Source organism: Euzebya sp. (assembly GCF_964222135.1).
Classification (GTDB): Bacteria; Actinomycetota; Nitriliruptoria; order Euzebyales; family Euzebyaceae; genus Euzebya.
Genome location: NZ_CAXQBR010000089.1, coordinates 59,522 through 78,672, shown reverse-complemented (window position 1 = coordinate 78,672; position 19,151 = coordinate 59,522). Strand labels below are relative to the sequence as shown.

The window sequence follows — 19,151 nt, the reverse complement described above, 5'->3', positions numbered from 1 at the left end:
CACGGGGTGGTGGTTCGGTGATTCCTCCGCCGACGCCGCTACAGGACGTCGCGGAGGCGCTCGCGGGCCTCGAACACCCGGCGCTTGACCGTCCCGACGGGCAGGTCCAGCACCGCGGCGATCTCGGCGTAGGTCATCTGCTGGTCGAACAGCAGCCGGAGGGGGTCCTGCAGCCGCGCCGGCAGCGCGTCGAACGCCGCGCCGAGCCCCGAGGACCGCGGGTAGCCGAGGAGCACCGCGGCCGGGTCGGCGTGGCCGGCTGTCGGTTCACGTGCGACGAGGTCGGGGGCCTGCCGGAGGTCCTCGGCACGCTCGTGGGCGAGACGCCGCGACCGGCTCCGCAGGAGCTGGCGCGCCTTGTTCCGCGCGATGCCGAACATCCAAGCCCGGACGGTCGCGAGGGGCTGGTAGCGGGCGGCGTGGGTCCAGACCGCCAGCCGCACCTCGGCCATGACGTCGTCGGCGGCGTGGTCGGCGCCGACCCACCCACGGACGGCACGCCCGAGGTCCGCGGCGTGGCGGGCCATGAGGATCGCGAGGGCCGCCTGGTCCCCGCCGGCGATCGCCTCGATCAGCCGCCGGTCCGGGTCCTGCGCGTGCGTGCGTCCCGCGTGGCGGTGGCTGGTGTGCGGGCGGCTGCTCGCCGAGCTCTGCGGTCCCACCCTGGCCTCTGACCCTCCCTCTGTTCCTGCGGTCGTGCCCCTCGCATCGCCGGGCGTCGCCTGCCGGTTCGCGAGCAGGTGGTTCGATGGGGGCGATGCGCGAGGAGCGTACCGACCGCCTGCGACAGGTCCTCGGAGGGCCGGCGCTGCACCGCCTGCGCACCCGGATGCGCGACCACCTGTCGGCGGGGGGCGCGCCCGACGGGACGGTGACGCTCGGTGACCCCTCGGACGAGGAGCGACGGGCGGTCGCGGCGCTGCTGGGCACCACGCCGTCCCGGGCCCGTCGCCTGCGGATCCCCCTCGACCGGATCGCAGAGGGGTTGCAGGGCGGCGGTCTGGCCGACTCCGTCGCCGAGGCCCTCGAGGTCCTCGACGGCCCGATCCCCGACCGGGCCGGTCAGCGGGCTGCGCACGACAGCGCCTGGGGAGCGGTGGTCGATGCGGCCCGGGCGGTGGACGACCGGGTGGCCTGGCTGGACGGGTGGGCCGAGGCGACGGCGACGTCCGGCAGGTTGCGGCGCGCGTCGGCCTCGGATCCGGCGGTGGCCCGGTCGCTGCTCGAGCAGCTCGAGGCGGTGCTGGTGCGCCTGCCCGTCAGGGGTGGGACGCGACGAGCGCGGTTGGCGAACGAGGCCCTGGGCGCCGCCCACGCCCTGGATGCCGGTACGCCACTGGCCGGGCTGGTGCTCGAGGCGATCCGCACCGCGGTCGGTGCGCCGCAGCTGCCGGGGGCGGAGGGTGTGCGGGAGTCGTGGGCCGCCATGGGCGTGCTCCTCGACGACCTGACCAGCCGGGTGTGCGTCCTGAACCTCCCGGCGGTGGGTGACGGGCCGGTCGACCGGCTCCTGGGCGCGACTCCCGGGCAACCGGTGTGGCTGACCCTGCGGATGCTGGTCGCCGACCCTCCCCGGTTCGCGACCGGCCGGTGGTTCGCCTGTGAGAACCTCTCGGTCATGGCCGAGGCGGCCGACGAGCTCGGCCGCCGCTGTGCCCCGCTCGTGTGCGTGGCGGGCAACCCGGTCGTCGCGGTCATGCGCCTGCTCGACCTGGCGGTCGCGGACGGGGTCCACGTCGCCTACCACGGCGACTTCGACTGGCCGGGCGTGCAGATCGCGGGGAGGGTGCTCGACCGCCTCGGCGCGTCCGGGTCGCCATGGCGGCTGGGTGCGACCGACTACACCGATGCGGTCGAGCGGCGGGCCGGGGATCTGCTGTCGCTCGGGCCTGCGACGAGCTCAACCCCTTGGGACCCTGCGTTGGCGGAGGTGATGGGCTACCGGGGCGTCGCCGTGGAGGAGGAGGCCGTCGTCGATCTGCTGATCTCGGACCTCGACGGGCGCGACGGCGTCCGGGCATAGTGCTGCGGTCAGAGGGCGCTCATCGCGTGCAACGGGTCGTCGACGATCATCTGCGCATCGCCGGTCCGCTCCCCGGCGTCCAAGGCGCATGCGCGTCGCGGCGGTGGCGCTGTCGGTCCTGCTCGTCCTCGGTGGGGCCGGGCCGGCCGCCGCTGCGCACCGGCCGGCACGAGCTGTTCCGGGTTGCCCGCGACCTCGGCTCGGGCGTGGACCTGCTCGTCGATGGGGACGCCGGTGACGTGAGCGACCCCGCCGTGTCCCCCGACGGTCGCCACGTCGCCTACGTCCGCGGGGGGACCGAGCTGTGGCTGCACGACCTCGCCACCGGCGCGCAGTCACCCCTCCCCCGCCACGAGGGGCTTCACCGCGACCTCGCCTGGACCGCCGACGCCGGCAGCCTGGTGTGGGAGTCCTACACCCAGGACTCCGGCTGCCACTGCGACCTCGCCGACCTCGTGGCGGTCGAGGGCACGACCGGCGTGCCCGTGGTCATCGACGACGCCCCTCCGACCGGGCTGGTCGGCCCCCTGGACCTGGCGGTGTCCCCCGGCGTGGGGGTCCGCATCGCCGGCCCCGACCGCATCGAGACCGCGGTCGCGGTGTCCCGCGAGGCGTTCGACCGGGCCGACGCCGTCGTGCTGGCCCGCGCCGACGGCTACGCCGACGCGCTGGCCGGCGCCCCCCTCGCCGGGGCCCTCGACGGCCCGCTGCTGCTGTCACCGACCGACCCCCTCCCGACCGCGGGGGAGGAGGAGATCCGCCGCCTCCGCGCCCGCCGCGTCGTGCTGCTGGGCGACGCGACCGCGCTCGGTCCGGCGGTGGAGGCGCGGCTGGCCCAGATGGTGGAGGGAGGGGACCTCGACGCCGTCGAGCGGATCGGCGGGGCGACCCGGTTCGACACCGCCGCGCGGGTGGCCGAGCAGCTGCCGGGCGACCGCGCCTACGTCGTCCAGGGCGCCTCGGCCGATCCGGCACGCGGGTGGCCCGACGCGGTCGCGGTGGCGGGGCTCGCCGCGGCGGAGGCGGTGTCCGAGGCGGTCGAGGGTGAGCTCCTCGGCCTCGGTCTCACCGTGTCGCGGGTCGCCGGCGCGAACCGGTACGAGACCTCGTCGCGCTGGCCGACCTGGCCCGGTCCCGCGGGGTCGACACCCAGCGCGTCTGGCTCGCCACCGGGCGGAACTGGCCCGACACCCTCGCCGCCGGACCCGCTGCAGCGCAGACGGGGGCGCTGCTGCTCCTGGCCGACGGCATGGAGCCGCGTGCCAACGCGGCGGTGTGGAACCTCCTCGAGATCGACCGGGTCCGACGGGCGTGGGTCGTCGGCGGTCCCGATGTCCTGTCCCCGGCCACCGCGGTGGAGGTGGAGCGCCGCGCAGCCGGCTGACCGGGCGCCGGGGAGTTGTCCACACCCCGCGCTCGCGCGGCCGGAGGCCACGCCGTACCGTCTGCTCCAGACCGCAGCCGGAGCCGCCGGCTGGGGTGCGCGACGGGGCTGGCGTCAGCCTGCCCGTGGACCAGGAGTAGCCGATGGCGCCAACCGACCTTCCGCCCGATCTGCCCGCTCCCGACCTGCGCAGCGCCACCGGTCAGCTGCCGAGCTGGGCCGACGTCTGCCGGATGCTCGACGATCCCGACCAGCTGGACCGGCTCCGACGCACCCACCTCGGCCTCCTCCGCGCCCTGGGCATCGTCGACGTCGCGCCCAACGGCGAGCCGTACCTGCTGCCCCTCCTCCTCGACGGCGCGATCCTCCGCCACCGGCTCTCCGCGGCGGAGGTCGCCGGGGACCACCTGGAGCTCGACCCCGACCTCGGCGTCTACGGCGTCCCCGCCGAGCGGGGGATCCTCGCCACGACCGGCGAGGTCCTCAGGCTGGGGACCAGTGCGCACCTGACCCCGCCGACGGCCCGCCGGGTGACCCGGTCCGGGCGTCGTCTGCTGCACGGCCCTCCCGGCTGGTTGCGGCAGTTCCGCGCCGGCGATCTGATCGCGGTGCAGCTCCTCGACGCGACCCTGCTGGTCCGGGGGTGCAGGACCGAGGGCGGTACGACCGACGTGGCCGCACGTCTGTCGGCAACGGCGGCGACGGCGATCGAGCGTGTCGCCGACCGCGGCGGGCCGGCCGTCCTGCCGCTCGAGGCGCTGGTCCTCGGCGAGATGGCCGCGGACCCGACGCTGTTCCACGAGACCGCGGTCGCGCCGCTGGCCGAGGTGCTCGAGGCCGCGTCGCTGCCCCACGACCTCGGCTACGTCGGCCGGCCCGGCACGACGTCGCTGGCCCTACCGCCACACGCACGGGGGAACACGGCCAACGAGCTCCTGCCCAGCGAGCTGCCGGACGAGCAGCTCACCGAGCTGCTCGAGCTGGGCCGCCTCATCGGCCGGTTCGGCCTCGGTGTGGACGACCCGTTGGAGGGGCGGACCGGCGAACGGGTCCTCGCCCCGCTGCGTGACTGGCGCACCGTTGACCACCTGGCGGTCACGGCAGGTGCGGAGGTGGGAACCCGCGCACTGGTCGACACCCTGCTGCCGGGTGCGCCCCGCGCCCTCCGCGCCCCTCTGCACCACCTGCGCGCCGCCCACCACCTGCGGACGGGGTCGCTCGCCCACGCCCTCAGCGACATCGACGCCGCCCTGCGGACCGCTCCGGACGTCCCGGAGGTGGTGGCCGTCGCCGCGCAGGTGCACACGATCGTGGGCGATCGGAGCAGGACGGCTGCGCTGCTCGGCCACCTGCCCGACAGCCATCCGCTGCACCGGATCTGCGATGCCCTGCTGGCCCCGGCGGGCGCCACCGCCCTCGATCGGGCGAGGTGCCTGCACGCCCGGGCCAACGCCTACCTGGTGATGGCTGGCTGCGGCGACCTCGACGCCCACCAGCGCCACGACGTCGAACGGCGCGGGTTGCAGCTCGGTCACCTGCCCGAGGAGATGCTGGTCGACGATCTCCTGCACCACCGCGCCGGGTTGGCCCGGGTGATCCGTGAGGTCGGACCGCTACTGGCCGACGACGAGCTGGCGCTCCTGCGGCGGTGGGCGGCGACCCGGCGCCGGTGGTGGTGGCGGCTGGACGCCGACACCGACGGGGCGTGCCTCCGGGCCCTGGACGACGGCACGGAGGTCCGGGCGTCCTGGCCGTGGCCGGGGCCCGGTGCCGAGGGCGGGTTCGATCCCACCGGCGCGCTGGTCCTCGCCCGGGTGCTGCCGACGGGCTCGGGCTGGTGGATGGCACCGGGTGCGCTCACCGTCGAGGAGGACGTCGCCGTCGACGCCCTGCCCGACCCCTCCGACATCATCGGGGTCCGCCTGTGGTGCGCCCGGCCGGACCGGACTGACCCCCGGTCGCGCGCAGCCTGACGGAGGTGAACCCATGGACGTGACCGCCGACGATCGCGCACACTAGGAGGGCCAGCTGCGACAGGTCCTCGGAGAGGAGGCGACGCGGACGGTGATGGCGCACCTACCCGAGGGCGGTGGCGACCGCGTCGCGATCAAAGACGACCTCCGCGAGCTCGAAGCGCGACTCGTGGCCCGGCTCGACCAGACGGTGACGCGAGACGATCTGCGGGAGGAGCTGCGCGGGTTCGCCACCGAGGACCAGCTCAAGGCGTTCGCCACCAAGGACGACTTCAAGGCGTTCGCCACCAAGGACGATCTCAAGGCGTTCGCCACCAAGGACGACCTGAAGGCGTTCGCCACCAAGGAGGAGTTCTCCGAGCTGCGGTCGGATGTCCGGGCCCTCGCCAAAGAGGTCGTCGACCTCCGACGCGATGTCACCGCGGCGCTCGTCCAGGGCGAGGCGCTGCGGGCGGAGTGGCGCCAGGACCTCCTGACCTACGTCGGCCGGCAGACCCTCATCCAGGTGGTGTCGATCCTGACCATCGTCGTGGCGGCGATGGTGTTCGCGGCCAGCCTCGCACCCTGAGCCCACGCGTCGTTGACACCATCGGCGAGATCGAGGTACAACCTACAACCAGATGGTTGTAGATCTGATCGACGACGAACGGGCCGACCGGTTGCTCCACGCGCTGGCCGACACCACCCGTCGCGACATCCTGCGGCGATCGATGGACGGCGAGCTGTCGGTGTCCGCGCTGGCGCGGCACTACGCGATGAGCTTCGCGGCCGTCCAGAAGCACGTGGCCGTGCTCGAGCGGGCCGGGCTGGTGACCAAGCACCCGCACGGCCGTGAGCAGCGCGTCCGCACCGACATCCACGCCGTCCGCGAGGCCACCCGGGTCCTCGACCACCTCGAAGCCCTGTGGCGGGCGCGCATCGACGCCGTCGACGCGCTCCTCGCCGACGACGACCCCACCTGATCCGAGAGGACAGCCGCCATGCCCGTCACCGACGTCCAGAAGGACACCGACGCCGCCACCATGACCGTCACCGCGGAGTTCGACGCACCCGTCGACCGCGTGTGGCAGCTCTACGCCGACCCGCGCCAGCTCGAGCGCTGGTGGGGGCCGCCCACCTACCCCGCGACCGTCCACGCCCACGACCTGACGCCGGGCGGCCGGGTCCACTACACGATGACCGGGCCCGAGGGCGACGTCCACGGGGGCATCTGGGACGTCATCGCCGTCGACGCGCCGCGACACCTCGAGCTCGAGGACTCCTTCGCCGACCCCGACGGCACACCGAACCCCGACATGCCCACGACCACGATGGTCCTGGACCTGGCCGACCGCGAGGGCGGGGGCACGGTGATGACCGTCGTGTCCACCTTCGCCTCCACCGAGGCCATGCAGGACCTCGTCGCCATGGGCATGGAGGAGGGCATGCAGCAGAGCATGGGCCAGATGGATGCGCTGCTGGCGGGGACGCCGGCCGCGTAGGCGCCGTCGATCGTGATCCGTCAGGTCCGCGGGGCGTACATGATCACGGCCATGCCGACCAGGCAGATCGCCCCGCCGACGACGTCCCAGCGGTCGGGCCGGAACCCCTCGAACGCCATCCCCCACAGCAACGAGCCGACGATGAAGATGCCGCCGTAGGCGGCGAAGATCCGGCCGAAGCTCGCCTCCGGCTGGAAGGTGGCGATCAGGCCGTAGGCGGTGAGGGCGAGGCCGCCCAGCACCACCCAGGGCCACCCACGGTCGTCGCGGACACCCTGCCACACCAGGTAGGCGCCGCCGATCTCGGCGACCGCGGCGACGGCGAACAGGGCGAGGGAGCGGAACACGTCCATGGCCCGCTGAGCCTGCCAGGCGGATCGCCCTCGACGGGGACACGACCTCTGGCACCCCTTCGGATCGACACGAACCACACCAGTCGCCACACCCTCCAAACGCGCCCTGACCTGCGAAAACACCTTGACAAGGGAGCGTCGATTCGTACACTTGTTCGTGTGAACGCGGGAGACGTGACACTCGAGCAGGTGGCCGACCTGGCCGCCTCGGTCGCCAGCGTCACGGACCGGTTGGACCCCGATGCCATCCCCGATGGTGAGGTGCGTGCGGTCATCGAGAGCTTGGCGGCGATCAAGCGACGGGTCGACGGGGCGGTGACGATCATGGCCCGTCGGGCCGCCGACGTGTCCGGCGAGGGACCGAAGGGCACCAAGGCCGCTGCCGCCTACCTGGCCCGCACGACCGGCACGTCGACGTCGGCAGCCCGCAAGCAGCTCGCCACCTCCACCAAGCTCGCGTCACAGACCGGGACCACCGCGGCGGTCCGGACCGGCCGACTGTCGGATGATCAGGCTGCCGCCATCGCGGAGGTCGCCGCGGTCGATCCCTCTGCCCAGGACGATCTGATCGAACGCGCCGGCGTCGAGTCGTTGGACGACCTGCGCCGCACCTGCCGTGACCGTCACGCGGCCGCAGACCCGGACCGGGACAGTCGTCGCCGGCGCCACCACGCCCGTCGGTCCTGTCGGACCTGGACCGAGACCGATGGCGAGTGGCGGGCCGTCCTGTCCGGTCCGGCCGACATGGGCGCTCGCTTCGATGCCGCGCTGCGGGCTGACCACGACCGGATCTTCAAGGACGCACACGCCGGTGGTCGTCGCGAGCCAGACGCCGCCTACCACTTCGACGCGCTCATCGACGTGCTCGAACGTGGCGCCGCCACCCGACCCGCGGGTGATGTGGACCGCACAGGGACCGGGGAGACCCACGGATCCGCGACGTCCGACGGTGGGCCGGTAGCCACGACACCCCGGCGAGCGGGACGTCAGACCCAGGTGGTCGTCAACGTCTCGCTCAGCGCGCTCACCCGAGGCACGGTCGATCCCGACGAGACCTGCCGCATCGAGGGCGTCGGCGAGGTGTCGCTGGCCGCGGCAAGGGCCCTCATCCCCGACGCCCACCTCGCCTACGTCATCCGCGACGGCGTCGACATCCGGTCCGTCGTCCATCTCGGCCGCCAAGCCACCGCCCACCAACGCACCGCGATGCTGGCCAGGGGCTATGAGTGCGAGGTGCCGCACTGCCGCTCCACCCACCTCCTGGAGATCGACCACGTCCGCGATTGGGCGTTCAGCGGACGGACCGTGCTCGACGAGCTCGCCTGGCTGTGCCGCGACCACCACGCCCGCAAGTCCGCCGGCACCCATCACCTCGACGGGCCACCCGGACGGCGCCGCTGGGTCACCGACGTGGGTCACGAGATCAGCCGCGATCCACCCCGACCAGATCCACCCCGACCGGACCCGCCCCGACCGGTCGAGCAGCTCGCGGCGCTCTAGACGTGCTGGCCTCAGGCCTCCAGGTCGCGCAGGTCGTCGGGGATGTCGACGGCGTGCTGTCGCAGCACCTCGAGCGGCACGATGGCCAGGGCGTGCTCGCTGGTGGCGGCCAGCACGACCGGGGCGGCGACCCCGTCGGCGTGGGCTCGCAGCCAGTTCGGCGCGGTGACGCACCACCGGTCGCCCGGGACCAGCCCGGGGAAGCGGTACTGCGGGCGCGGGGTCGACAGGTCGTTTCCGATCGACTGCTGGTGGGCGAGGAACTCCGCCGTCATCACCGCGCAGACGGTGTGGCTGCCCACATCGCCCGGCGCGGTCCGGCAGGTCCCGTCGCGGAACCAGCCTGTGACCGGGTCGACGCTGCAACCCTCCAGGTCACCGCCCAACACGTTGCGATCGCCCATCACCCCGAGCCTAGGCGCCGGCTGGCCCGGGAGGACGATCGGCTCTCCGGCGAGTGACGTCCGGCCCTGGCAGCGCGCCGCCCGCCCAGGCACGGTCGCCCCAGACCGGGACCCCCGACGACCGGTGGCACCACGCAGGAGGCACGCACGCGATGGCGATCCCGCGGCTCAGCGCGTTCGAGCAGATGTTCCTGCGCCTCGAGACCCCCGAGTGGCCCTGCCACTACGGCGGGCTGGCCCTCGTCGACGGCGCACCGCTGCTCGACGACGCCGGCCGGCTCCGCCTGTCGCACGTGCGAGCCCGGCTAGCGCGGCGCCTGGTGCGCGCCCCCGCCCTGCGACAGCGCCTCGAGCTGCCCGGTCCGGGTCGAGGCCGGCCGCTGTGGGTGGACGACCCCGCTTTCGACATCGCCCACCACGTCGGGGAGGTGGCGGTGCCCGACCCCGGCGACGATGCCGCGCTGCTGGCGACCGCCGCGGACCTGTGCGTGCCGCTGCTGGACCGCAGACGTCCCTGAACGCCCCCACCGGTCCGCGCCACCGCATCGGCGCCGTGCGGATGGACCTGGCCGACGTCAAGGCGGTGGCCCACGCCCACGGCGGCACCGTGAACGACGTCGCGCTGAGCCTGTGGACCGGGGGCCTCCCGGCCCTGGTCGCCCAACGGGGCGAGCCGGTCGACGGGGTGGCGCTGCGGTGCGGGCTGGCGGTGTCCCTCCGCCCCTCGACCACCCGGGCCGAGACCGTCGACAACCAGGTCGGCACGATCGTCATGCCGCTGTCGCTGACCGAGGCCGATCCGGGCCGCCGGCTCGACGCCACGATCCGCACGACCCGGGACACGAAGGCCAGCCAGCAGCCCGCCGGTCGTCGGCCCGCTCGTCCGGCTGGCGGCGACGCCGCTCGGGCGCTGGTACATCGCCCGGCAACGCGGCACGAACGTCATCGCGACCAACGTGGTGGGGCCGCCGGTGCACCTGCACCTGCTCGGCGCGGGGGTCGAGGAGCTGCTCCCGATCATGGACCTGCAGGGCAACATCGGCCTGGTCCTGTGCACCTTCTCCTACGCCGGCGAGGTCGCGCTGGCAGTGACCGCCGACGCGGCCAGGTTCCCCGACCTCGACGTGCTGCTGGACGCCATGGCCCGGGACTGGCGGGTCCTCGCCGACGCACAGGCGACGCCAGCGAGGGCCTCGAAGGCCGCGTAGGCCATGCCCACCACCCCATCAGCGTCGGTCGCGTCCGCCCGCTGCCCCTCCCGACGGGGCTGACGGGTCCAGCGACCAACCGGCCGGTGTGCCGGCGACCGCGGGCACGTCCCGCTCGCGCCACCGCGTCCAGCCGTCCATCGCGACGACGGCCACCCCGGCCAGGCCGAGCAGCAGGCCGGCCAGCCACACCCCGCGGGCCAGGAGAGCGGCCGCGCCCAGCGCATCGAGGTGCCGGGGGCCGAGCAGCGTCGCCCAGTCGTGCAGCCCGCCGATCAGCGGGAGCCGTTGGTACGGCGCATCGGCGATGTAGACCGACACGTCCTGCGCGGCGCTGCCCGCCCACGCGAGGGCGATGCCCGCCCCCAGCCGGTCGTCCGACCGCCACCACAGGCCGGCGGCGATCGTCAGGGGCAGGGCGACCTGCGCCCCGCCGCCCATGGCGAACGTCACGACCTCCGGCAGCCAGACGGTGGCGACGTGCCCGAACTCGTGCACCGCCAGGTCCACCCAGCCGAGCAGCGGCACCCGGCGACCGAGCACGAAGGGCCACCAGAGCAGCACGACGAGGAGCGGCGCCGCCGCGACGTGGTGCCACCAGCGCCGCTCCGGCGCCGCCGGCCAGAACCCGCCGCCGCTCGCCACACCCGGGGTGATCGGCTGCCGCGACGCGGAGGTTGAGGTCTGACAGCAGCCGCCGCCCTGTGGACAGCCAATCGGACCACCGGAGGCGGAGGACTACGATCTGGCCATGACCGACCGGATCGATGATCTCCGCACGATGGTGCTCGAGTTCCGCAGCAGCGTGTCCGAGGAGCTCTCGACCACCAACCGGCGCATCGACGAGCTGGCCGACGAGATCCGGACCCGGCTGGCGACGAGCGAGACGGCGATCCTCAACGCCATCCGGGACCTGGTCCGCGAGATGGACCGGCGCTTCGGGGAGGTCGACCGCCGCTTCGTGGATGTCGACCACCGCTTCCAGGACGTCGACCAGCGCTTCGACGCCATCGACCAGCGCCTCGACGGCCTCGACCAGCGCCTCGACGCCATGGACCTGCGCTTCGACGGCGTCGACCGGCGCCTCGACGAGCTGCGCGCCGAGGGCGGCTGAGCGCCGCCGATCACCCGGCGGGCGGCTCACCCCCGCCGCACGACTCAGACCCGAGCAGGTCCTCGAGCGCACCCACAACGTCGTCGCTGACCGCGGCCGTCCCGCCGTAGACGACCACGTCGCCGACGCCGGCGTCGCACAGGTACCCGCCGACCCGGTCATCGAGCGACGCGGTCGGCGTCAGCAACATCGGGCCGCCAAGCGCGCCGACGTGGGCGCCACCGGACAGCGCGTCGGGGAAGGCGTCCCCGCGGGCGATGCCGGCCACGGCCGGCGCGTCGAACATCTCCTCGGCCAGCAGGACCGCGGTCTCGTACCGGTCCGCGCCGCTCACCGCGGTCGCCTCCGGGTACGCCCGGACCGCCGGCCCGCCGACGGCGATGACCCGTTCGGGGCCGTGCTCGTCGAGGTACGCGGTGGTGGAGGGGTGGGGGTCGTCGGATGCGGTCAGCAGCACCGCCCCGCCGTTCGCGCCGGCGGCGGCGCTGGCCGCAAGCGCGTCGGGGAACGTGGCCCCGGTCGCGACCAGCACCGTGTCGGGGTTGCCGAGCTCGTCGGCGATCGCCACGGCGGTCTCCACGCGGTCGGCGCCGGCGACGCGGACCGTCTCGTAGCCGGCGTCGTCCAGGGCCTCCTCCACGGCCGGGGCCAGCGCGGCCTCGCCGCCGAGCAGGATCACCGTCGCGCCCTCCGGCAGGACCCGGTCGATCTCGGCCGCCACGTCGTCGCGCAGCCGGTCGGGGTCGGTGATCAGCAGCGGGGCGTCACGCTCCACGGCCAGCGGGCCGCCGGCCAGGGCGTCGGCGAACCCGTTCGGGTCGTCCCCGCGGGCCAGGACGACCGCGCCGGCGGAGTCGGGTTCGGGGAAGCGGTCGGCCGACACGGCGATGGCCGTCTCGACACGGCCGGGACCGTCCAGCCGGGTCACGCCACCGACGACGGCGGCGGGGTCGCACACCTCGCCCAGATCGCGGGACTCGCCGCGGTCGACCATGACGTCACGGGAGGTGACGACCTCGCCGTCGATCGTGCAGGTGACGGTCCAGGCCTCCGGCGTCCGCGGGCTGAACAGCAGCTCCGGCTCGTCCGCCCCCTCCCCCTCCGGCAGCGTCCCCATCGTGATGTCCATCGTCCAACCGGTGACGGCGGCGAAGTTCGTGACGCGCGCGACGTACTCGCCGGCGGCGATCCCGTCGGCGCGGCTGTGGGAGACCCGCTCATCGGTGTTGCCGTTGGCCGAGGAGTCGATGACCACCAGGTCGGGGCTGAGCAGCTCGAGGTCGTAGTCGTTCGGCGGGATCGCGGACAGCTCGACGACCAGGGAGTCGACGCCCTCGGGCACCTCGATCGAGATGTCCTCCGTCGCCCCGACCGGCTGGGTGTTGCCGGTCTGCTGCTCCTCTGACGTCACCTCCACCTCGGGTTCGGGCAGGTCGCCCTCCTCGGTGTAGGGCCGCGAGTCGACGAACGGCCGGGTGGAGGGGTTGACGTGGTAGGTGAACGCCCCGCCCTCGGCGACCATCGAGGTGGTGACGGTGTCCTCCACCGGCGTGCCGTCCCACAACGGGAACGTGCCGGTGCGGGTGACGCCGATCTCCGCCCCCTCCGGCGCGGTGCCCGTCAGGGTCGAGTGGGTGGCGGTGTTGGCCGCGTTCTCGAGCGCCAGGAAGTAGGCCTCGCGCAGGCCGCCGCCGACGGACTCCGGCTCGATCGCGTCGCCGCAGTCACGACCGGCGCTGGTCGTCAGCGACTCGGCGTTCTCCGGCGTCACGGCCTCCGCGGACTCGCTGGTGCCGTCGTACTCGGCGACGAACTCCTCGAACGGCGGGTGGAACTGCTCCGGGCCGATCTCGAAGGTGTAGCCGTACCCGCCGGTGGCGTTGTAGCTGTAGTCCTCGGTCGTGCCGGTGGTGTCGTACAGCTCCCAGCCGAACTGGTTGGAGTAGCCGGTCTGCGCGGCCATCCGCAGGCCCAGGGCCTGCATGCCGTCGTCCACCCCCTCGGCGGTCTCGAAGCACTCGTCGGGTGCGAAGCCGACCGGCAGCCCGTCGGGACCGATGGTGGACGGCTCGACGCCGACGGGGCGGAGCAGCAGGTTGGAGAAGGTGTGGTTCGAGATCAGGGTCGTGACCTGCCGGGTGGAGATCAGCGTCCGGATCGCCTGGGTCTCGGGCTCGGAGAACGGCGCCGGGCCGCGGTAGATCGGGCTGAGGGGTCCGGTCCCGCCGTTCTCGCCGGGGGTCTGGGAGTCCGCACCCGGACCGCCCCACAGCGCGCCGTAGTTGCGGTTCAGGTCGATGCCGACGCCGTAGCCACCCGGCGAGGAGATCGCCACGCACGCGCCGGCCGGCTGGGTCTGGCCGTCGACGATCCGGCAGTTCTTCCGCTTGTAGGCGTTGCCGGGCGTGGCCAGGATCGAGACGGTCCCGCCGCCCTCGATCTCGTTGAGGTCGATCAGGTCGCCGGAGGTGCGGGAGGCGTCGAACCCGTCGGGGTTCGACACCGGGACGATGATGACCCGGGTCCGCTCCAGCAGGTCGACGGTGCGGGCGTCGCCGGCGTTGTAGGTGCTCACCAGGTCGTGGGCGAACTCCATCGGCGCCTCGGCCGACGGCCACTCGCGGGCGTGGTGGGCGCCGAACATCAGCATGACCGGCCGGCCGTCCTCCGGCGCGTTGACGTCGACGCCGATCTCGACGCCGGCGAGGTCGCGGCCCTCGACGGACTCCCCGAGCGAGATCCGCTTGACCAGGTCGGGGTTGTCCGCCGCCAGCTGGTCCATCTCGGTGAGGAAGTCGTCGAGCACCCGGTAGGTCGTGCGGCCGCTGGGGAGGGGGCTCTCCTGCACCTGCCGGAAGTAGGCGGCGTCGGCGAGGATCCGCTCGCGCTCCTGGGCGATCAGGTCGGGGGTCGTCACCTCGTAGGCGAGCCCGAGGTCGTCGAGGACCTGCTCGTGGGCCGGATCGGTGAGGACCACCTCGACGTGGTCGTCGCCGGCGTGCTCGGTCACGTCCAGGCCCGAGGCGACCAGAGCGGACCGGTCGGCGCGCGTCGGCACCTCCACCTCCACCAGTCGCGGGGCGTACGCCAGACCCGCGGCGGCGGCGTCGACCGGCAGCTGGTCGAGGATCGCGTCGGGGAGCTCGGCGACCGTGTCGACGTCGAGCAGACCCCCGTCGAGCAGACCCCCGTCGAGCAGACCCTGCGCCTCCGCGGCGGGCGGCGGGCTCGCGAGCAGCGCGAGGGTCAGCGCGACGGCGGAGAGGAGTGCGGTGGCGAGGCGGGCGAGGCGGGCTGTCTGCACGGTGGATGTCCTTGGGCGTGGGGCCGACACCCGTGAGAACGACCGGGAGCCGCAGATGTGACGGCGCCGGATGTGACGACGTGCGGACACCACTTCCCCGGACCCGGTCGCGGTGGCAGGCTGCCCGCAGCCGACCAGCAGAGGAGGCCGGATGGCCGCACCGCCGACGGACGCCGACGAGGCGGCCCGGCGTCTCCGGGCGGTCGAGCGCACCTCGCTGTTCGAGGGGATCAGCCCGCTCGACCTGCGTGCCGTCGCCCAGGCCCTCGAGTCCGTCGCGGCGAGCCCGGGGGAGGTGGTGGTGGCCGCCGGCGACCGCGCCGGCGCCCTCTACCTGGTGGAGGACGGGGAGGTGCAGGTCGAGCTCCCCGGCGGCCAGGTGCTGGCCCGGCTCGGTGCCGGCGAGTGGTTCGGGGAGGGGGCGCTGACCGGCGGCGGGTACCGCACCGCCACGGTCCGCGCCCGGACGCCGGCGCGGTTGTGGGCCCTGGACGTCGAGGTGCTCCACCGGCTCGGGGCCGCCCACCCGCAGCTGCGCGACCAGGTGACCCGCGCCGCCGCCCTGCGCGCCCGCCACCGCGCGCAGGCCGACTACGGCGTCGACACCGAGACCCTCCGGGGGGTCGTGGGCCTGCAGCCCGGCCAGTCGGTCCGGATCGGCCGGGACCCGGGCAACGACGTGGTGCTCGGCTCGCGGATGGTCAGCCGCCACCACGCACGGATCTCCCGGACCGCCGAGGGTCTGGTGCTCGAGGACACCTCCACCGACGGGGCGTCGTACGTCAACGGGGCGCCGGTGACCCGGCAGCTGCTGAAGGAGGGGGATCACGTCTTCCTGGCTGACACCCACCTGGTGCTGGCCGGCGACGCGATGGCCACCGTCGTCGAGCCGCACGCGATCCGGATCGACGCGGTCGGGCTCCGCAAGGACGTCGCCGACGGCGTGAACCTGATCCAGGACGTGTCGCTGTCGATCGGCGCCGGGACGATGGTCGCGATCGTCGGCGGGTCCGGCGCCGGCAAGTCGACGTTGATGGACGCCCTGTCGGGGGTCCGCCCGCCCACGTCGGGGACGGTGCTGTTCAACGGCCAGGACGCCCGGGCCCAGCGCGACCGGTTCCGCGCGGTGCTCGGCTACGTGCCGCAGGACGACATCATCCACACCGACCTGACGGTCCGGGCGACCCTCGGCTACGCCGCGCGGCTGCGGCTCCCCGACGACACCGACGCCGCCGCCCGCGACGCCGCGGTGTCCGAGGCGATGGAGGCGCTCAGCCTGACCCCGCACGCGGACACCGTCGTCTCGGCGCTGTCCGGCGGGCAGCGCAAGCGGGCGTCGATCGGGGTCGAGCTGCTCACCGAGCCGCGGGTCTTCTTCCTCGACGAGCCGACGTCGGGGCTCGACCCGGCCACCGACACGGCGCTGATGCGCCAGCTGCGGGAGCTCAGTCGCCGCGGGTCGACGGTCGTGCTGACGACCCACGCCACGAAGAACGTGCGGCTGTGCGACGAGGTGGTCGTGCTGGCGCGGGGCGGGCACCTCGCCTTCGCCGGTCCCCCCGACGACGCCCTCGCCCACTTCGAGGTCGCCGAGTTCGACGAGATCTACACCCGGTTGGAGGAGGAGGGCACGCCGGAGGGGTGGGCGAGCCGCTTCGCGGCCGTGCGCGCCCCGACGGATCCCGCGGCGACGCCGATCGGACCGGGACCCGGCCCCTCACCCTCCTCCCCCGAGGTCTCCGCCACCCGGCGCGGCGGCGTGCGCCGGTCGGTCCGGCAGTTCGCGACCCTGTCACGGCGCAACGCCGCGGTGTTCGTCCGCAACCGCGACCGGCTGGCGCCGCTGTTCATCCAACCGGTCGCCTTCGCGCTGCTGATGGTGGCGCTGTTCGAGCCCGGCCTGATCGAGCCCGACTCGGCGAACCTCGGGTCGACCGTCCTGCTGGTCTTCCTCCTCCCCTTCAGCGTGTTCCTGTTCGGGCTGATCCTCGGCGTGCAGGAGATCGTCACCGAGTTCGCGATCGTCCGCCGCGAGCGGCTCGTCGACCTCCGCGTCGTCCCCTACGTCCTGTCGAAGCTGACCCTCCTCGCGCCCGCGCTGACGGTCGGGTCGGTGCTGATGCTGGTGGTGCTGCGGGTGACCGACCGGCTGCCGGACCTGTCGGCCGGCCAGCTCGGCGCCGTGCTGGTCACGATGGTCCTGAGCGTGCTGGTCGGCCTCGCGCTCGCCCTGTTCACCTCGTCGTTCGCGCCGAACCCGCAGGCCGCCAACGACCTGGTCCTGGCCTGGGTGATGCCGCAGGTGCTGTTCGCCGGCGGGCTGTTCCCGATCGCGTCGATGATCGGGGTGGGCGAGGCGATCAGCGTGGCGATGCCGCTGCGCTACGCCTTCCAGGCGGCGGCCGGCACCGTCGACCTGGTCGGCGTGTGGGAGGTGTCGTCCGAGCGGGCCGCCCCGACGCTGCTCGCGACGTACGCCGAGCAGTTCGACGTGGTCGGCTGGACCCAGTGGGCGGTGCTCGGTGGGATCGCCGTGGCATTCCTCGCCCTCACCGCCGTGGTGCTGGTCCGCCGCGTCCCCCGGTGAGGGCCGGCCGGTCGGCCCCTCAGGATGTGGTGCCCAGCCGCGGGGTGAGCTCGGCAGCGGTCTGCACGCCGGACCAGCGCGCCACCTCGGCGGCGAGGTCCAGACGGTCGACGGGGGCGGCGTTCTCGTAGGCGCCCCACTCGGCGCGGGGCAGCATCCACATGACCTCGAACTCGTTCCCGTCGGGGTCGGCGCCGTACAGGCTCAGCGTCGCACCGTGGCTGGACTCGCCGCCCAGCGCCCCGGCCTCGAGCAGTGCCCTGCGGGCCTCGGCCAGCTCGTCGATCGTGTCGACCTGCCAGGCCAGGTGGTACAGCCCGACCGAGCCGCGTGGGGGCTTCTGGCCGCCGACGCCGAAGAGGCCGAGGTCGTGGTGGTTGCCCGATCGGGGCAGGCGCAGGAAGGCGGCGTTCGCACGGGGCTCGCGGGCCACGACCTCCATGCCGAAGACCTCGGTGTAGAAGCGCTCGGCGCGGTCGAGCTGGCTGACGAACAGCACGGCGTGGTTCAGGCGGACGGGTGAGATGGGCATGTCGGGCTCCTCGTCGGGTTGGGCGTTCGGGGTCGGGTGCGGATGCGGGACGGGACGGGATCAGCCGGTCGGGCCGACGAGCTTCCAGCCGCTCTGCCACGCCCAGCCACCGGTGGCGTTGAGGGCGATGTTCAGGAAGGCCATGCCCTCGAGGTGGCGGGCGGCGGGCAGTCCTCCGACGTCGATCGGCCGGTAGCCGACGGCCGCGAGCAGGTCGCTGACGGTCTGCTTCGCCTCGGCGTCGTCGCCGGCGACGAACCCGTCGAGGGGGGCGCCGTCGACCTGCGGGTCGGCCTGGTTGGACGCGAAGACGGTGTTGAACGCCTTCACGACCCGGGCACCGGGGTTGGCGCGCTGGATCTCCTCGGCACCGGAGGTGTCGGTGACCGACAACCCGGACAGGTCGGCGGCGAGCGGGTTGGTCGCGTCGACGACGATCGTGTCGCGGAGCGCGTCGCCCAGCTGGGACACGACCTCGACGGCGTCGTCGAAGGGGACGGCCAGGACGACGGCGTCCGCGCCGGTGACGGCCTCGGCGTTCGAGGTGGTGGTGCGGACACCGAGCTCCTCGGCCAGCGGCGTGAGCTTCTCGTCGGTCCGGGCGGCGACGACGGCGTCGTGGCCGACCGACGTGACGGCGCGGGTGACGGCGCTGCCGACGGCGCCGGCGCCGATGATGGCGATCTGCATGGGGGTCCTCCTGGTGGGACGGGTCGGGGTGTGTGAGGAGGTGAACCCGGACCGGTGCGTGTATATTTCCAGTTGGAATCTTTTTCTCTGGAGCAGCCGTCGATGAGCCCGTCCCCCGAACCCGCCCGGTTCACCGCCCTGGCCCGCGGCGCCGGTCGCGATCGGGAGCGGAGCCGCGCCGCGGTGGCGGTCCTGCGGGCCAACGCGACCGTCTCCCGCGCGCTCGACCGGGCGCTCGCCGAGGCGGGGCTCACCCTGCCGCAGTTCAACGTGCTGATGGAGCTCGCCGTCACGCCGGACGGGGCCCTGGCGCTGTACGAGCTGAACGACCGGCTGGTCACCACCCCTCCCAACATGTCGTGGCTGTCGGGTCGGATGGCGGACGCGGGGCTGGTCACCAAGCAGCGGTCGGCCGCCGACGCGCGCGTGGCGGTGCTCGCGCTCACCGAGGCGGGGTGGGCGGCGCTCGAGCGGGCGCTGCCCCTCGTGTCGGATGCCGAGCGCGCGCTGCTGGCCGCCTACGAGCCGGCGGAGCTGGCGGTCATGGCCGAGCTGCTCAGCCGGCTGGTCGGCGCCCCCACCTGATCAGGGGTCGTGA

At 74.0% G+C, this 19,151-nt stretch carries 19 protein-coding genes and 2 pseudogenes; 14 read left to right on the top strand and 7 right to left on the bottom strand.

The genetic code is table 11. The annotated features are described in order from the left end of the window. Positions 1-38: 38 nt before the first annotated feature. The gene (locus ACEQ2X_RS19630; protein ID WP_370327548.1) at positions 39-662 is read right to left on the bottom strand and encodes an RNA polymerase sigma factor; all 624 of its coding nucleotides are present in this window, start codon (positions 660-662) and stop codon (positions 39-41) included. 95 nt (positions 663-757) lie between these two features. Between ACEQ2X_RS19630 and ACEQ2X_RS19625 the strand changes: the two genes are divergently transcribed. The 7 genes and pseudogenes from ACEQ2X_RS19625 to ACEQ2X_RS19595 all read left to right on the top strand — a co-directional run bounded on the left by ACEQ2X_RS19625 (position 758) and on the right by ACEQ2X_RS19595 (position 6,861). Beyond that, positions 758-2,023: a TIGR02679 family protein gene (locus ACEQ2X_RS19625; protein ID WP_370327547.1), complete on the top strand. Its 1,266-nt coding sequence runs from the start codon at positions 758-760 to the stop codon at positions 2,021-2,023. Beyond that, positions 2,023-3,030, top strand: a pseudogene (locus ACEQ2X_RS19620) (cell wall-binding repeat-containing protein); the annotation flags it as partial. The gene ACEQ2X_RS19625 and the pseudogene ACEQ2X_RS19620, both read left to right, overlap by 1 nt. A gap of 107 nt (positions 3,031-3,137) precedes the next feature. Beyond that, positions 3,138-3,407 (top strand): cell wall-binding repeat-containing protein, encoded by a 270-nt coding sequence (locus ACEQ2X_RS19615; protein WP_370327578.1) that lies wholly within the window; start codon positions 3,138-3,140, stop codon positions 3,405-3,407. A 143-nt stretch (positions 3,408-3,550) separates the two neighbouring features. Continuing rightward, a complete protein-coding gene (locus tag ACEQ2X_RS19610; RefSeq protein ID WP_370327546.1) occupies positions 3,551-5,380 on the top strand; it encodes a hypothetical protein in 1,830 nt (609 codons plus the stop codon). Positions 5,381-5,474: 94 nt separating this feature from the next. Continuing rightward, positions 5,475-5,948 (top strand): hypothetical protein, encoded by a 474-nt coding sequence (locus ACEQ2X_RS19605; protein WP_370327545.1) that lies wholly within the window; start codon positions 5,475-5,477, stop codon positions 5,946-5,948. Positions 5,949-6,000: 52 nt separating this feature from the next. Then, positions 6,001-6,342, top strand: a complete 342-nt coding sequence (locus ACEQ2X_RS19600; protein WP_370327544.1) for an ArsR/SmtB family transcription factor — start codon at positions 6,001-6,003, stop codon at positions 6,340-6,342. An 18-nt stretch (positions 6,343-6,360) separates the two neighbouring features. Next, positions 6,361-6,861 carry an SRPBCC domain-containing protein gene (locus tag ACEQ2X_RS19595; RefSeq protein WP_370327543.1) on the top strand — a complete coding sequence of 167 codons (501 nt, stop codon included), beginning with the start codon at positions 6,361-6,363 and terminating at the stop codon, positions 6,859-6,861. Positions 6,862-6,881: 20 nt separating this feature from the next. On the opposite strand, the gene ACEQ2X_RS19590 is transcribed toward ACEQ2X_RS19595, so the two are convergent. Next, positions 6,882-7,214 carry a YnfA family protein gene (locus ACEQ2X_RS19590; protein WP_370327542.1) on the bottom strand — a complete coding sequence of 111 codons (333 nt, stop codon included), beginning with the start codon at positions 7,212-7,214 and terminating at the stop codon, positions 6,882-6,884. A gap of 159 nt (positions 7,215-7,373) precedes the next feature. Between ACEQ2X_RS19590 and ACEQ2X_RS19585 the strand changes: the two genes are divergently transcribed. Beyond that, the gene (locus ACEQ2X_RS19585) at positions 7,374-8,714 is read left to right on the top strand and encodes an HNH endonuclease signature motif containing protein (protein WP_370327541.1); all 1,341 of its coding nucleotides are present in this window, start codon (positions 7,374-7,376) and stop codon (positions 8,712-8,714) included. A gap of 11 nt (positions 8,715-8,725) precedes the next feature. On the opposite strand, the gene ACEQ2X_RS19580 is transcribed toward ACEQ2X_RS19585, so the two are convergent. After that, positions 8,726-9,118 (bottom strand): DUF2237 family protein, encoded by a 393-nt coding sequence (locus ACEQ2X_RS19580; RefSeq protein ID WP_370327540.1) that lies wholly within the window; start codon positions 9,116-9,118, stop codon positions 8,726-8,728. 152 nt (positions 9,119-9,270) lie between these two features. On the opposite strand from ACEQ2X_RS19580, the gene ACEQ2X_RS19575 reads away from it, so the two are divergent. From ACEQ2X_RS19575 to ACEQ2X_RS19565, 3 genes and pseudogenes are all read left to right on the top strand, one after another. Continuing rightward, on the top strand, positions 9,271-9,636 hold the full coding sequence (locus tag ACEQ2X_RS19575) for a wax ester/triacylglycerol synthase domain-containing protein (RefSeq protein WP_370327539.1): 366 nt from the start codon (positions 9,271-9,273) through the stop codon (positions 9,634-9,636). Continuing rightward, a pseudogene (locus tag ACEQ2X_RS19570) lies at positions 9,603-9,728 on the top strand (wax ester/triacylglycerol synthase domain-containing protein); the annotation flags it as partial. The gene ACEQ2X_RS19575 and the pseudogene ACEQ2X_RS19570, both read left to right, overlap by 34 nt. Before the next feature lie 187 nt (positions 9,729-9,915). After that, positions 9,916-10,326 (top strand): WS/DGAT domain-containing protein, encoded by a 411-nt coding sequence (locus tag ACEQ2X_RS19565; protein WP_370327577.1) that lies wholly within the window; start codon positions 9,916-9,918, stop codon positions 10,324-10,326. An 18-nt stretch (positions 10,327-10,344) separates the two neighbouring features. Here the strand turns inward: ACEQ2X_RS19565 and ACEQ2X_RS19560 are convergent, their stop codons facing one another. Next, complete coding sequence (locus tag ACEQ2X_RS19560) at positions 10,345-10,971, bottom strand: hypothetical protein (protein ID WP_370327538.1); 627 nt, start codon at positions 10,969-10,971, stop codon at positions 10,345-10,347. Between the two features lie 106 nt (positions 10,972-11,077). On the opposite strand from ACEQ2X_RS19560, the gene ACEQ2X_RS19555 reads away from it, so the two are divergent. Beyond that, the gene (locus ACEQ2X_RS19555; protein ID WP_370327537.1) at positions 11,078-11,440 is read left to right on the top strand and encodes a hypothetical protein; all 363 of its coding nucleotides are present in this window, start codon (positions 11,078-11,080) and stop codon (positions 11,438-11,440) included. A 10-nt stretch (positions 11,441-11,450) separates the two neighbouring features. On the opposite strand, the gene ACEQ2X_RS19550 is transcribed toward ACEQ2X_RS19555, so the two are convergent. Next, positions 11,451-14,744: a M14 family zinc carboxypeptidase gene (locus ACEQ2X_RS19550; protein ID WP_370327536.1), complete on the bottom strand. Its 3,294-nt coding sequence runs from the start codon at positions 14,742-14,744 to the stop codon at positions 11,451-11,453. 151 nt (positions 14,745-14,895) lie between these two features. Here ACEQ2X_RS19550 and ACEQ2X_RS19545 point away from each other — a divergent pair, with 151 nt between their 5' ends. Then, positions 14,896-17,331 carry an ATP-binding cassette domain-containing protein gene (locus tag ACEQ2X_RS19545; protein ID WP_370327535.1) on the top strand — a complete coding sequence of 812 codons (2,436 nt, stop codon included), beginning with the start codon at positions 14,896-14,898 and terminating at the stop codon, positions 17,329-17,331. A gap of 19 nt (positions 17,332-17,350) precedes the next feature. Here ACEQ2X_RS19545 and ACEQ2X_RS19540 read toward each other — a convergent pair whose 3' ends face one another. Beyond that, positions 17,351-17,863, bottom strand: coding sequence for a VOC family protein (locus ACEQ2X_RS19540; protein ID WP_370327534.1), 513 nt, complete (start codon positions 17,861-17,863; stop codon positions 17,351-17,353). A 60-nt stretch (positions 17,864-17,923) separates the two neighbouring features. After that, complete coding sequence (locus ACEQ2X_RS19535; protein ID WP_370327576.1) at positions 17,924-18,619, bottom strand: NADPH-dependent F420 reductase; 696 nt, start codon at positions 18,617-18,619, stop codon at positions 17,924-17,926. A gap of 36 nt (positions 18,620-18,655) precedes the next feature. On the opposite strand from ACEQ2X_RS19535, the gene ACEQ2X_RS19530 reads away from it, so the two are divergent. Then, a complete protein-coding gene (locus ACEQ2X_RS19530; protein ID WP_370327533.1) occupies positions 18,656-19,138 on the top strand; it encodes a MarR family winged helix-turn-helix transcriptional regulator in 483 nt (160 codons plus the stop codon). Positions 19,139-19,151 lie beyond the last annotated feature (13 nt).

Excerpts from the sequence above, each read along its gene's own strand:
- ACEQ2X_RS19555 (WP_370327537.1), top strand. The coding sequence starts at position 11,078 with ATGACCGACCGGATCGATGATCTCCGCACGATGGTGCTCGAGTTCCGC.
- ACEQ2X_RS19530 (WP_370327533.1), top strand. The coding sequence starts at position 18,656 with ATGAGCCCGTCCCCCGAACCCGCCCGGTTCACCGCCCTGGCCCGCGGC.
- ACEQ2X_RS19590 (WP_370327542.1), bottom strand. The coding sequence starts at position 7,214 with ATGGACGTGTTCCGCTCCCTCGCCCTGTTCGCCGTCGCCGCGGTCGCC.
- ACEQ2X_RS19540 (WP_370327534.1), bottom strand. The coding sequence starts at position 17,863 with ATGCCCATCTCACCCGTCCGCCTGAACCACGCCGTGCTGTTCGTCAGC.
- ACEQ2X_RS19610 (WP_370327546.1), top strand. The coding sequence starts at position 3,551 with ATGGCGCCAACCGACCTTCCGCCCGATCTGCCCGCTCCCGACCTGCGC.
- ACEQ2X_RS19595 (WP_370327543.1), top strand. The coding sequence starts at position 6,361 with ATGCCCGTCACCGACGTCCAGAAGGACACCGACGCCGCCACCATGACC.
- ACEQ2X_RS19600 (WP_370327544.1), top strand. The coding sequence starts at position 6,001 with ATGGTTGTAGATCTGATCGACGACGAACGGGCCGACCGGTTGCTCCAC.
- ACEQ2X_RS19575 (WP_370327539.1), top strand. The coding sequence starts at position 9,271 with ATGGCGATCCCGCGGCTCAGCGCGTTCGAGCAGATGTTCCTGCGCCTC.
- ACEQ2X_RS19580 (WP_370327540.1), bottom strand. The coding sequence starts at position 9,118 with ATGGGCGATCGCAACGTGTTGGGCGGTGACCTGGAGGGTTGCAGCGTC.
- ACEQ2X_RS19605 (WP_370327545.1), top strand. The coding sequence starts at position 5,475 with ATGGCGCACCTACCCGAGGGCGGTGGCGACCGCGTCGCGATCAAAGAC.
- ACEQ2X_RS19545 (WP_370327535.1), top strand. The coding sequence starts at position 14,896 with ATGGCCGCACCGCCGACGGACGCCGACGAGGCGGCCCGGCGTCTCCGG.
- ACEQ2X_RS19625 (WP_370327547.1), top strand. The coding sequence starts at position 758 with ATGCGCGAGGAGCGTACCGACCGCCTGCGACAGGTCCTCGGAGGGCCG.